The organism is Amycolatopsis sp. NBC_01480 (assembly GCF_036227205.1).
Taxonomy (GTDB): Bacteria; Actinomycetota; Actinomycetes; order Mycobacteriales; family Pseudonocardiaceae; genus Amycolatopsis.
The window spans coordinates 1,895,552-1,907,932 of sequence record NZ_CP109442.1; the positions used below are offsets into that span (position 1 = coordinate 1,895,552).

10 protein-coding genes and 1 tRNA gene are annotated in these 12,381 nt (G+C 69.7%); 2 read left to right on the forward strand and 9 right to left on the reverse strand.

The window, feature by feature from the left end; all coding sequences use genetic code 11:
• Positions 1-26 precede the first annotated feature (26 nt).
• Together OG371_RS08815 and OG371_RS08820 are read right to left on the reverse strand one after the other, a co-directional pair.
• On the reverse strand, positions 27-218 hold the full coding sequence (locus OG371_RS08815; RefSeq protein ID WP_329067410.1) for a hypothetical protein: 192 nt from the start codon (positions 216-218) through the stop codon (positions 27-29).
• A 40-nt stretch (positions 219-258) separates the two neighbouring features.
• Positions 259-2,457: a right-handed parallel beta-helix repeat-containing protein gene (locus OG371_RS08820; RefSeq protein ID WP_329067411.1), complete on the reverse strand. Its 2,199-nt coding sequence runs from the start codon at positions 2,455-2,457 to the stop codon at positions 259-261.
• A gap of 279 nt (positions 2,458-2,736) precedes the next feature.
• Between OG371_RS08820 and OG371_RS08825 the strand changes: the two genes are divergently transcribed.
• Positions 2,737-3,180, forward strand: a complete 444-nt coding sequence (locus OG371_RS08825) for a hypothetical protein (RefSeq protein WP_329067413.1) — start codon at positions 2,737-2,739, stop codon at positions 3,178-3,180.
• 305 nt (positions 3,181-3,485) lie between these two features.
• Here OG371_RS08825 and OG371_RS08830 read toward each other — a convergent pair whose 3' ends face one another.
• From OG371_RS08830 to OG371_RS08845, 4 genes are all read right to left on the reverse strand, one after another.
• Complete coding sequence (locus OG371_RS08830; protein WP_329067414.1) at positions 3,486-4,430, reverse strand: GNAT family N-acetyltransferase; 945 nt, start codon at positions 4,428-4,430, stop codon at positions 3,486-3,488.
• A 180-nt stretch (positions 4,431-4,610) separates the two neighbouring features.
• A tRNA-Leu gene (locus OG371_RS08835) sits at positions 4,611-4,687 on the reverse strand.
• 83 nt (positions 4,688-4,770) lie between these two features.
• Positions 4,771-6,099, reverse strand: coding sequence for an NAD(P)/FAD-dependent oxidoreductase (locus OG371_RS08840; protein WP_329072962.1), 1,329 nt, complete (start codon positions 6,097-6,099; stop codon positions 4,771-4,773).
• An 84-nt stretch (positions 6,100-6,183) separates the two neighbouring features.
• Complete coding sequence (locus tag OG371_RS08845) at positions 6,184-6,873, reverse strand: uracil-DNA glycosylase (protein ID WP_329067415.1); 690 nt, start codon at positions 6,871-6,873, stop codon at positions 6,184-6,186.
• Positions 6,874-7,000: 127 nt separating this feature from the next.
• Between OG371_RS08845 and OG371_RS08850 the strand changes: the two genes are divergently transcribed.
• A complete protein-coding gene (locus OG371_RS08850) occupies positions 7,001-8,497 on the forward strand; it encodes a S10 family peptidase (RefSeq protein ID WP_329067418.1) in 1,497 nt (498 codons plus the stop codon).
• 51 nt (positions 8,498-8,548) lie between these two features.
• Here the strand turns inward: OG371_RS08850 and OG371_RS08855 are convergent, their stop codons facing one another.
• The 3 genes from OG371_RS08855 to OG371_RS08865 all read right to left on the reverse strand — a co-directional run bounded on the left by OG371_RS08855 (position 8,549) and on the right by OG371_RS08865 (position 12,378).
• Positions 8,549-10,174: a S8 family serine peptidase gene (locus tag OG371_RS08855; RefSeq protein WP_442876151.1), complete on the reverse strand. Its 1,626-nt coding sequence runs from the start codon at positions 10,172-10,174 to the stop codon at positions 8,549-8,551.
• Between the two features lie 211 nt (positions 10,175-10,385).
• The gene (locus OG371_RS08860; protein WP_329067420.1) at positions 10,386-11,384 is read right to left on the reverse strand and encodes an ABC transporter ATP-binding protein; all 999 of its coding nucleotides are present in this window, start codon (positions 11,382-11,384) and stop codon (positions 10,386-10,388) included.
• Positions 11,377-12,378 (reverse strand): ABC transporter ATP-binding protein, encoded by a 1,002-nt coding sequence (locus tag OG371_RS08865; protein ID WP_329067421.1) that lies wholly within the window; start codon positions 12,376-12,378, stop codon positions 11,377-11,379. The genes OG371_RS08860 and OG371_RS08865 overlap by 8 nt, the downstream gene beginning before the upstream one ends.
• Between the last annotated feature and the right edge of the window lie 3 nt (positions 12,379-12,381).

Sequence of the window (12,381 nt, forward strand, 5' to 3'; positions counted from 1 at the left end):
AGACCCGCCGTGGAGGAATCCGCGGGTCACGCGCCGCCGGCGGTCACGGCCTTGAGCTCGTCGAGCGTTGCCCGCATCAACGCCGACAACTCGCGTTGCTCGTCCGCCGCGAGCCAGTGGACGAAGCCGACCTTGAACGCGGCGACCCCCGCCTCGGCGGCCAGGCTCGCGGCCGGCTCCGTGACGCCGTGGCTGCGCAGGGTTTCGGCGAGCGCCACCGCGGTGGCGGCGAGCTGCTGCGCGGCGGCAAGGCCTGAATCACCCGCCGCACGACGCTGATCCGGGCGTTCCCCCGACGGTCATCGTGACCGGAGCCGAGCTGAGTTCCCCCGCGCCGGTCCTCGTCACCGCCGTCAGCCGGGCCTGCCCGTTCCGCAGCGCGAGCGCGGTCCCGTCCGGGAGAATCCGCACCACAGCGGGATTACTGCTGCGGTACGTGATCGAACCCAGCACCGGCAGCACGTGGTCACCGTTCACCGAGGCGGCGTCGTGGTCGACGGCGACCGACTGCGCGTCCATGTCCACTGTGTCCACTCGCGCGTTCAGGCCGTTGTCGTACCGGTTGCGCGCGACCCGCACGTCCGAGGAACCCCGGAAAACGAACAGCGAGCTCTGGTACGCCGGTTGCGCGGCCGTGGTCTGCAACGGGATGCGGTCGCCCACCGCCGGGCAACGGTTCGGCGCCGCCAGCTGAAGCAGCGTCGCGCGGTCGAGCCGCCGCACGGTGTTGCCGGTGAAGCTGAACCCGCCGACGCTCTTGGCGTCGACCAGGTTGACGTCGCCGACGTCGAAGGTGTTGTCCTCGACCTTGATGTTGTGGTGCACCGGATGCGCCGCGTCGAGCACCTGGTTGGTCGGCTCGACGAAGATGACCCGGCTCGACGGCCTGGTGAACACGTTGTGGCGGATGGTGACGTCGTCGACCGGGCCGGACTCGTACCACTGGTAGGCGTCCGCGGAGATGTACACGCTGGACATGGTCATGCCGTCGAACCGGTTGTTCTCGATCACCACCGGGCGGCGGGTGGTGACCAGGATCCCGCGGGTCGGCACGTTGCGGAAAGTGTTGCCGGACACCAGAACCGACGGGGTGTAGGTGATGTTCTCCACCACGCTGGCGCCGATCGCCACGGCGGCGGGCACCGGCCGGTCGAGGGTGATCGTCATGTCCGTCAACGACTTCGAGTGGTCCATCCCGCTGGGCCCGTCCACGGCGGTGACCACCGCCTGGCCGCCGTCGGCCCGCATCGTCTGCTTGGTGACCAGCTCGACCGTGTCGCCGACGTGGAACTGCGGGAACCCGGCGGTTTCGGGGTGTTCGTAGCTGACGGTGAGCTGGTCCGGCGCCGGTTTGCCGGTGACTTCCAGGTAGGTGCCGTGGATGTTGATCGGGTCGTCCTGCGGCCCGTCGAACACGTTGCCCGTGATCGAGACCCGGCCCTTGACCCCGGACATCTGCAGGAAGTCCGCCGAAGACGCGGTGGAGCGGCCCGAGCCCGGGTCCGGCCGGAAGTTGTTCCGGTCGATGGTCACGTTCTCGCTGAACTGCGCGACCAGGCCGAACGTCTGCATGTAGTACGCGTCGAGCCCGCGCACGGTGACGTCCTTGGAATTCCAGATGAACGCGCCCGGCTGCTCGCGCGTGGTCTGCCGCATCTCGTAAACAAGACCTTTGTCGGCCGACGGCGTCGCGCCCGTGTAGTCGATCCGGATCTTGCGGCTGCCGAGGTCGGTGATGGCCTGGACGCCGGTGAACAGCGGGTTGTCTGCGCGCCAGGCGGTGTCCGCAACCGGATCGTGGATCTGGAGATACTGCATGCCGTCGACGCCGGACCAGTACGGCTGCCCGGTGGCCGGGCTGTTCTCGCCGAGCCAGGTGATGTGGTTGTCCGCCACGCGGTAGGGACTTCCGGCGGGCAGCGTCAGCACGCGGTACGCATGTCCGTCCGCGACGCCGGTTTCGCTGACCGTGGCGTCGATGACCTTGGGCGCGACGTAATCGAAGGCGAAGTTCGTGAAGGTGACGTCGGTCGAGCGGATCGAGGCGAACGCGGTCTGGAGGCCGTGGTAGTCGAGTTTGGAGCCCTGCCCGTCGATGGTGACGTCGTGCATGTCCTCGACGAGCATGCCGATCTTCTTGTCCCGGTAGGCCTGATCGGCGCCCACGGTGTTGGAGACGTACAGCTCGCGCGTCTCCGCCTGCTCGGGGTACAGCTGGTAAACGCCCTTGGGGAAGACGACCCGGACGGGCCGGGAAAGCGTCTTCGCATACCGAAGCGCGGCCTTCACCGCCGGCGCCGAATCCGCGACCCCCGTCGGATCAGCCCCGAAGGACGTCACGTCGACCACCTGCGCCGCCGGTGCCGCCGCGCTCGCGGGCGCCTGCGCGCAGCCGAGCAGGACCAGCACCGCGCCGGCGAGAATTCCCGCCGTCCGCCGAACCCGGACATGCGTCATCGATCCTCCGAACCTAGGGGTGTAGCCAACAGGCCGGGGAGGCCAGACATCCAATGAATGTCCGCCTGAACCCTCGATAGGTGGTCGCGATCGCCTTGATCGGGGCGAAATTATACGAATACATCCGACTTCTGCGCAAGCCTCACCGCTCGCTGCCCCGGCTGGCCCGTCTTACAAGAGCCGACGACGCGCACGGCAGTTGCGGGCCTGCTCAGCCGGGCCGACCGGGCGACGGCGGCCGAGCGCGCGGTCGAAGCGGGCCTGGGCGAAGTCACGCGTGTGCACCGGCAGCGTCAGCACGCCGTGGGCTGGGTGATCGGCTTGACGGCGCTGGCGCTGGCCGGCGGATTCGTCACTTTTCTGTTGGTGCTCAGCAAGTCCGTGCTCTGGCAGATCCCGGTGTTCGTGGTGTGCGCGGGCTGGCTGACCACGCTGTTCGGGCCGATCGCCGGTGGTCGGCAGTTCTTCGCGGTCGCCGAGCGCGGGGTGCTGCGCTGGAAGGCCGGCGACCATGACGTGATCGGCTACGACCGCGCCTCGGTACGCCGGACGCCCCGTCGGATCATCTGGTCCGGCCGAGTCCTCGTGCCGCCGCCGATGTCGGCGAGGCCGGCGTTGCCGGCCTCGCTCGAACAGGGCCGTCCGGTACGCGCCGGCGCCGCAGCCCCGGGCTCGGCCGCGCGGCCGCCTACGAGGGAGCCTGCCCGCATCCGACGGTGGTGACGTCGGATGCGGTGCCGGGCTCGCCGCAACTCATCGCGTGCCTGCGGCTGGTCAAGCAGCCCGCCGAAACGCCGTTGACCACCTGCGCGGGCCATTCCGGCTGGACGTGATCGAGGCGCACAGCGGGCGCACCATCACCTCGATGACGCTACCCACGCCGACCCCTGCACGGAAATCACCCTCCGCACCCAAGGAAACGACGGCACCGAATCCTCGGCCTGCACCTCACCGGACGACGGGACGTACCGGCAGCTGCTCGGTCCGCTCTACTCCGGGCCCAGCCGCTGACCTGATCTCGGCTGGCGTCATGCGCCACGGTTCGAGGTGAACAACCAGCTGTGCCAAGGATCGGCGTCGGGGTCGGCGCCGGAACGGCGCACCGCCGCCATCATCGGATGGTTGTCCACGTCGACCAGAGACTGCACCGCAGCGAAGCCACGCGTGCGGGCGGCGCGGTACGCCGCCAGCAGCAACTGGTCCACATAACGGTGACCGCGCTGCTCCGGCAGGACCCCGATGAGCACGATCGTGCCCACGTCGGGATCACCTTTGCGTTGAGCCAGGCCGACGAACCCCACCGGCACACCGTCGGCCGTCTCGGCGTACAGCCAGGACTCGACGTCCGCGGCAGACGCGTGATGGTCCAGGAACGTAGTGGCCCACTGCTGGGGCTGATGCCTGCCGAACACCAGGATGTCGGTCCGATCCAGGGTCCGGGCCACACATCGCCCGATCACCGGGATGAACGCCTCCGGCCCGATCCGCGACATCGGCTCCAGCCGCAGCCCAGGCTCAGGCAGCGTCTGACCGGCGTCGACCCACCGAAAGCCCTCTTTCTCCTGGAACAACTCGAACCCGCACGCCCGCGCAATATCCCGTCGTGCAGCGTGGTCAGCACTCACCGCGGCACTGACCGGCAGATAGACGGAGACACCCGGCGGAGCCGACTCCACGGCCGCCGTCACCACGGCCCGTGCGTCCTCTTGGCCGCCTTCAGCCCAGGAGAACCGAGCCACCGCGTACTCCACGGGCTCGCGCTCGAAGATCTCCGCCCGCCCCAACACCACCGACGCCCGTTCCACCCCGTCGCGCTCCACCACAAACCGCGAAATCGGCCGCAACGTCGACCCCGGCCGCACCACCGACGAATCAAGCACGACCCGGCGAACCTCACCCACTGGACAAACCCCCGTCTCCCACGCCTGGAACTCCTCAAGGCAGGCTTCCGCACGACCCACCGCAGTGTCCACAGTAGAGAGACACAGAACTTGCGCCCACTCGTCGGCAGGCCCGACGGACACAACCTGCGATCCGGGCGACATGCACCGGAGAGGCCCAGGGCTTGCTCTCGTCGTCAGGCGGCAAAACGGGGCGCAAGTGGGGCACTTGATCTTACTTGCGCCCCTTGTCGCGCCCCTGACCTGCGCAAATGGTGCCCCCGACGGGGTTCGAACCCGCACTGGGTCGATTTTAAGTCGACTGCCTCTGCCAGTTGGGCTACGGGGGCACCGCACACCTTAGCGGGGCCCGGAACGCGCAACAAAAAGCCGGGCCGCCGCGGGAAACGCGGTGGCCCGGCCAAAGGAGAACTCAGCCCTTGGAGACCCGGTCGAACTCTTCCTTCGGGTTGTTGATCTGGCCGAGGGAGATCACCTCGCGGCGGAAGAGGCCGCCCAGCATCCAGTCGAAGAGGATGCGGATCTTGCGGTTCCAGGTGGGCATCGCCTTGAGGTGGTAGGCGCGGTGGAACAGCCAGGCCGGGAAGCCCTTGATCTTGAGGTTCAGCGCGTCGGCGACGCCCTTGTGCAGGCCGAGGCTGGCGACGGCGCCGAGGTTCTTGTGGTAATAGTCCTTCGGCTGGCCGCCGCGGATCACGCGGATGATGTTCTTGGCCAGCACGCGCGCCTGGCGCACCGCGTGCTGCGCGTTCGGCGGGCAGGTGGCCGTCGGGTCCTGCTCGGTGCGGGACAGGTCCGGCACGGCGGCGTTGTCGCCCGCGGTCCAGACGTCCGGGTGGCCGACGACCTGCAGGCCGGCGGTGGCTTCAAGACGGCCGCGCTTGTCCAGCGGCAGGTCCGACTCGGCGAGCACCGGGTTGGCCTTCACGCCGGCCGTCCAGATGATCGTCTCGGTGTCGAACTCGGTGCCGTCCGAGAGCACCACGTGGCCGTTCTCGAACGACTTCGCGGCGGTCGCCAGGTACACCTCGATGCCGCGCTTCTCCAGCTGCTGCACCGTGTACACGCCCAGGGTCTCGCGGACCTCGGGCAGGATCCGCCCGGCGGCCTCGACCAGCACCCAGCGGATGTCGGCGGGCTTGATGTTCGGGTAGTAGTTCTCCACCGCGAACCGGGTCATGTCCTCGAGCTCGGCCAGCGCCTCGATGCCGGCGAAGCCGCCGCCCACCACGGTGAACGTGAGCAGGCGCTTGCGCAGCTCGGGGTCGAGCGTGCTGGCCGCCTCGTCCAGCTTGGTCATGATGTGGTTGCGCAGGTAGATGGCCTCGCCGATGGTCTTGAAGGCGATGCCCTGCTCCACCAGGCCCGGGATCGGCAGGATGCGCGCGACGGCGCCGAGCGCGACCACGAGGATGTCGTAGTTCAGCGCCTCGATGTGGCCGTCGGCGGCCTCGACCGTGACGGACTTGCGCTCGTTCTCGATCTTGGTGACCCGCGCCGTGAGCACGTGGCAGCGCTTGAGGACGCGGCGCAGCGGCACGACCACGTGCCGCGGCTCGATCGCGCCGGCCGCCGCCTCGGGCAGGAACGGGGCATAGGTCATGTGCGGCTGGGGGTCAACGACGGTCACGGAGGCCTCGTTGGCGCGCAGCATCTTCTGAAGCCCGTACGCGGTGTACAGGCCGACGTATCCACCACCCAGGACGAGGATCCGAGTCGGTTCCGACTTCGCAGCAGCCATGCTCATATAGTCCCACCTCCGCGCCCGTGTCGCTCGGGTACCCCGCCCCGCTGTGACCAGCGTCGCCACGCAGGCCACCACGATTCAGATGAGCCCCGCGGCGGCGGCTGCGGCGGTGAAAACGTCACCCACCATGGCGTGACTCACACGCCGTGTCTGGACATTGCGCGGGGACACGTGGTAGCAGCCGAACAGGCGCAGCCCGCCGAGCCGGACGTCGGCGCCGTGCGCGAACGCCGGGCGCGGCGCGGGCACGGGCCAGCCGGCCGCGGCGAGCACCGGCAGCAGCGCCTGCCAGCCGAACGCGCCGAGGACGACCACGGCGCGCAACGTCGGGCGCAGCAACGCCAGCTCGTCCGCGAGCCAGTGCCGGCAGGTGTCCCGCTCGGCCGGCGTCGGCTTGTTCCCCGGCGGCGCGCAGCGCACCGGCGAGACGAGCCGCGTGCCGCGCAGCGTGAGCCCGTCGCCGCGGCCGGTGGACGTCGGCTGCGAGGCGAGGCCGACTTCGTACAGCACCCGGAACAGGAAATCCCCCGACGGGTCGCCGGTGAACATCCGGCCCGTCCGGTTCGCACCGTGCGCCGACGGCGCCAGCCCGACCACGGCGAGCGCGGCGTCCGCCGCCCCGAACCCGGGCACCGGCCGCGCCCAGTACTCCTGGTCCGCGAAGGCGGCACGCTTGGTGACGGCGACTTCCTCTCGCCACGCCACCAGCCTCGGGCACGCGCGACACCCGGTGACGACGGCGTCCAGCTCCGCGAGCGGGCCCGTCATCGCGCCTCGGCAACCCATGCCGACCACTGCATCCGGCCACCTTCCCACAGCGCGGCGGCTAGTGTTGTGTTCCTGTTTCCTGGCAACTCGCAAGGAAACAGGATCACGTGACACTAGGTTGGAGACCATGTCGGACACCACTCCCGAAGAGCCAGAAGACAAGACCGGGAAGCCGGCGGCCGCGGACCCCGCCCCGGACCCCGTCGACGACCTCGTCACCACCCAGCACACCCTCACGGTCAAGCGCCGCAAACTCGCCTATACCGCCCAGGCCGGGCGCGTGGTGCTGCGCCAGGAGGTCGTCAAGGACGGCAAGTCCGCCGGCCACAAGCCCAAGGCCGAGGTCTTCCTCACCGCGTACACGCTCGACGACGCCGACCCGGGCACGCGCCCGGTGACGTTCGCCTTCAACGGCGGCCCCGGCTCGTCCAGCATCTGGCTCCACTTGGGTCTGCTCGGCCCGCGCCGCGTGCTCTCCGGTGACGTCGACGACCTCGTGCCGCCGCCGTACGGGATCGAGGACAACGCCGAAAGCCTGCTGGCGCACAGCGACCTGGTGTTCATCGACCCGGTCTCCACCGGTTACTCGCGCGCGGTCGACGGCGGGGAGCCGAAGGACTACCTGGGCTTCCAGGGCGACCTCGACTCGGTCGCCGAGATCATCCGGCTGTGGGTCTCGCGCAACGAGCGCTGGCTCTCGCCGAAGTTCGTGGCCGGCGAGTCCTACGGCACGCTGCGCGCGGCCGGGCTGGCCGGGCTCCTGCAGGAGCGCTTCGGCCTGTACCTCAACGGGCTGCTGCTCATCTCGTCCGTGCTGGACATGGGCACGCTGCGCTTCCACGAGGGCAACGACCTGCCGTACTCGCTGTTCGTGCCGACGTACGCGGCCATCGCGCACTACCACGGCCTGCACGGCGACCGCCCGCTCGACGACGTGCTGGCCGACGCCGAGGACTTCGCGGCCAAGGAGCTGCCGTGGGCGCTCGCGCGCGGGGCCCGGCTGTCCACTCAGGACCGGGCCGAGACCGTGGCCACGCTGGCTTCGCTGACCGGGCTGAGCGAGTCCTATGTGGACCGGGTCAACCTGCGGATCGAGCACGTGCGCTTCTTCACTGAGCTGCTGCGCGACCGGGGCCTGACCGTCGGCCGGATGGACGGCCGCTTCACCACCTGGGAGGCCGACGGCGGGCGCGAGCACATGAGCGACGACCCGTCGATCTCGCGCGTCATCGGCGCCTACTCGGCGGCGTTCAACCACTACATCCGCGCCGAGCTGGGCTACCAGAACGACCTGCCGTACGAGATCCTTTCGCACGAGACGAACCAGGCCTGGTCGTACAAGGAGTTCGAGGGCCGTTCGGTGTCCGTTGTGGACGCGGTGAGCGCGGCGATGCGGGCCAACCCGCACCTGAAGGTCCACGTCGCGTTCGGCCACTACGACGGCGCGACGGCCTACTTCGCCTCCGAGCACGTCCTGGCCCAGCTGAAGATCCCGGACGAGCTGCGCGAGAACATCGACACGGCCTACTACCCGGCGGGCCACATGATGTACGTCCACGAACCGACGCGGCTGCAGCAGGCGAAGGACCTCGCGGACTTCGTGAAGAAGGCGTCGAACCGCTAGCCGGACGCGGGGCCTTCCGCCGTGCACCGGCGGAAGGCCCCGCACCCACGCCTACTTACGCAGGTAAGCGGCCCCGTGTGTCACCGCGGAGTACGCGTCGACGCCGCCGTGGCCGTAGAAGCCGTTGAACGAGGCGTCGCCCGTGCAGGTGGCGGTGAACGAGGAGTCGCGGCCCTCGTCGAGGTAGTCGACCGTGCGGGGGACCGGGCAGGCGATCGGGGACGCCGTGCCCTCGATGACCCGCTGCACCGCGTCCGGGTCCATGCCGAAGTCGCCGCCGGTGCGTTTTCCGTACTGCGAAACGATCAGCGCGGCAACGCCCGTGGCGTGCGGCGCGGCCATCGACGTGCCCTGCAGCCACTGGTAGTAGCCGACGCGACCGTCCGCCGCCGTCGCCTTCTGCACGCCGAGGGTCACACCGGCGGGGGTCACGTTGCCCGCCGCGTCGATGTTGCCCTCGGCCACGCCGACGTTCTTCGGGTACGCCGAGAGGATCTCGTTCTCCACCGTCCGGAACCACGGTGTGCCGAAGCCGTCGCGGAAGTAGCCGCCGGGCGCGGAAACGGAGATCTGCTCGGTGCCGTAGTTGGAGTAGTCCGCCTTCGCCTGCGACGGGCCGAAGGAGCCGACGCCGATCGTGTGCGGGCCCTCGACCGGCAGCGAGAGGCACGAGGCGTTGTCGACCGGACGCGGGTGCGTCTCGTTGCTCGGGTAGTCCGGGCTGGTGACGTCGTCGTGCGGCGTGGCCAGGTCGTCGTGCTGGTTGCCGAGCGCGACGACCATCGAAACGCCCTTGCGGTGCGCGTAGTCCAGCGCGCGCTTGGTGGCCTCGATGATGGTCCGCTGCTCGGCCTGCTCCGCCGGGGAGTCGGCCGCGTTCGCGGAACAGGCGTACAGCCACGGGTCCACGTAGAAGCTCATGTTGACGACGTCGATGCCCGCGTCGCCGGCGTAGGTCAGCGCGTCGACGGTCGGCTGGAGGAAGAAGAAGCCGGAGTCCTGGCCCGCGCGGATGTTCACCAGCGAGACGTTCGGGGCGACGCCGGAGACGCCGAACCCGTTGGCCGCCGCGCCGATCGTGGCGGCGACGTGGGTGCCGTGGCCGTTGTCGTCGTGGTCGACCGGGTCGACGCAGCCGCGGTACTCACACGGCCCGTCCACCACGGTCCCGTTGACGTCGGCGACGATGTCCTTGGTGAAGTTGCGCGAATCGACCTTGTCGAAGTTCGGCGCGATGTCCGGGTGGCTGCCGTCGACGCCGGTGTCGATCACCCCCACCTTCACCCGCTTGTCGCCGGGCTGCACCGTGCGCGCGAGGTCGGACCGGACGGATTTGAGGCCCCAGAGCTGGTCGTCCAGCGGATCGGTCCCGACGGGCTGCTTCTTCGCGGCAGCACCGGCCGACGCGCGGCCCTCCTTCTCCACGGCGTCCGGCTTCACCTTCTTGCCGCCGCGGGGCGCGGAGCCGATCGACTTCGCCTTCGCCGCGCCGAACACCGCGCGGTTCGCCGAAATCCGCTCAGTGAAGCCGGATGCCGGCGCGGTGGCCGTGACCAGCCCGACCGCGGTGTTGGTCCCGACGACGGTGCCGCCCGCCTCGCGGACCGCCTGCTGCACGGCGCCCACGGCCCGGGCGTCGCGCGCCAGCACGGTGAATTCCGTGGTGGGTCCGGACAGGGCGGCCGGCTGGGCCGACGCCGCCGGGACGGCGACGCCGGGACGGCGACGCCGGGACGGCGACGCCGGACACCGCGCCGATCAGGGGCACCGCGAGCACCGCGGCGAGCAGTCTGGGTCTTTTCACTGGTCCTCCTCAGGAAAAACCGATACCGCAACGTACATAGCGGACACACGTCGCAGCAACGGCCATGCGGAGGAAAACGGAAAATCACGGCACGACGGACTTGGCCTCCGCGAAGTGGCAGGCCGAAAGGTGCCCGTCGGTGCGCGCCACCAGCTCCGGCACCTCGGTCGCGCACACGTCCTGCGCCTTCCAGCAGCGCGTGCGGAACCGGCAGCCCGACGGCGGGTCCAGCGGGCTGGGCACGTCGCCCTCCAGCCGGATGACCTGCCGCTGCCCGCGTACCTCGGGGTCCGGCACCGGGACCGCCGAAAGCAGCGCCTGCGTGTACGGGTGCGAGGGCCGCTCGTAGATCTCGTCCTCGGTGCCGACCTCGACGATCTTTCCCAGGTACATCACGGCAACCCGGGTGGAGAGGTGACGAACCACGGACAGGTCGTGGGCGATGAAAACGTACGACAGCCCGAACTCGCCCTGCAGGTCGCCGAGCAGGTTCATCACCTGCGCCTGGATCGAGACGTCCAAAGCGGACACCGGCTCGTCGCAGATGATCACCTTGGGCCGCAGCGCGAGCGCCCGCGCGATGCCGATGCGCTGGCGCTGCCCGCCGGAGAACTGGTGCGGGTAGCGGTTCAGGTGCTCGGGGTTGAGCCCGACCACCTCCAGCAGCTCCCGCACCTTCTGCGCGCGCGAGCCCTTCGGCGCCACCTCGGTGTGGATCTCGAACGGCTCGCCGACGATGTCGCCGACGGTCATCCGCGGGTTCAGCGAGGTGTACGGGTCCTGCAGGACGATCTGGATCTCCCGCCGCAGCCGACGCAGCTCCGCCCCGCGGACCGCGAACAAGTCCTTGCCCTCGAAGGTCGCCGACCCCGAGGTCGGCTCCTCCAGCCGCATCAGCACCTGCGCGAGCGTGGACTTGCCGCACCCGGACTCCCCGACCACGCCGAGTGTCTCGCCCGGCATCAGGTCGAACGAGACGCCGTCGACCGCCTTCACCTGCCCGACCGTGCGCTTGAACAGCACCCCCTGGCGCACCGGGAAGTGCTTCACCAGCTCGTGGACGCTGAGAATCGGCTCAACCACGGCTTTCCACCACCTCTTCGGCGAAGTGACACGCACTGACCCGGCCGAAGCCCAAGGCGTGCAACGAAGGGCGCTCGTCCGAGCAGCGCTGTTCGGCCCGCTTGCAGCGCGGGTGGAACGGGCAGCCCGGCGGGATGTCGAGCAGGCTCGGCGGCAGGCCCTTGATCGTCTCGAGCGTCTGGCCCTTCAAGTCCAGCCGGGGCAGCGAATCCATCAGCGCCGCGGTGTACGGGTGCCCCGGCGCGCGGAACAGCTCGCGCACCTCGGCCTGCTCCACGATCCGGCCGGCGTACATCACCGCGATCCGGTCGGCCGTCTCCGCGACCACGCCGAGGTCGTGCGTGATCAGGATCAGCCCCATCCGCCGCTCCCGCTGGATCTCCGCGAGCAGGTCCATGATCTGGGCCTGCACGGTGACGTCCAGCGCGGTGGTCGGCTCGTCGGCGATCAGCAGGTCCGGGTCGAGCGCCAGCGACATCGCGATCATCGCGCGCTGGCGCATCCCGCCGGAGAACTGGTGCGGGTAGTCCTTGATCCGCCGCTCGGCCGCCGGGATGCGGACTATGTCGAGCAGCTCGATCGCGCGCTTGCGGGCGTCCTTCTTGGACATCCCCTGCCGGACGCGCAGCTGCTCTTCGATCTGGAACCCGATGGTGAACACCGGGTTCAGCGCCGAGAGCGCGTCCTGGAAGATCATCGCGATCTCCGCGCCGCGCAGCTCGCGCCGCCGTTCTTCGGTGGCGGTGAGCAGGTCCTCGCCGCGGTAGCGGATCGAGCCGCCGGTGATCACGCCGGGCGGCACGTCGAGGATGCCCATCACCGTCTGCGCGGTGACGCTCTTGCCGGAGCCGGACTCGCCGAGCACGGCCAGCGTCTCGCCGGCGTGCACGGAGTAGCTGACGCCGTTGAGCACATTGGCGACGCCGTCGGAGGTGCGGAACTCGACGTGCAGGTCTTCGACCTCGAGCAGCAGCTCGTTCTCTGTTTCGGACATCGA

Coding starts and splice junctions, on each gene's coding strand:
- OG371_RS08845 (WP_329067415.1), bottom strand. CDS start 6,873: ATGACGGGCCCGCTCGCGGAGCTGGACGCCGTCGTCACCGGGTGTCGC.
- OG371_RS08840 (WP_329072962.1), bottom strand. CDS start 6,099: ATGGCTGCTGCGAAGTCGGAACCGACTCGGATCCTCGTCCTGGGTGGT.
- OG371_RS08820 (WP_329067411.1), bottom strand. CDS start 2,457: ATGACGCATGTCCGGGTTCGGCGGACGGCGGGAATTCTCGCCGGCGCG.
- OG371_RS08850 (WP_329067418.1), top strand. CDS start 7,001: ATGTCGGACACCACTCCCGAAGAGCCAGAAGACAAGACCGGGAAGCCG.
- OG371_RS08865 (WP_329067421.1), bottom strand. CDS start 12,378: ATGTCCGAAACAGAGAACGAGCTGCTGCTCGAGGTCGAAGACCTGCAC.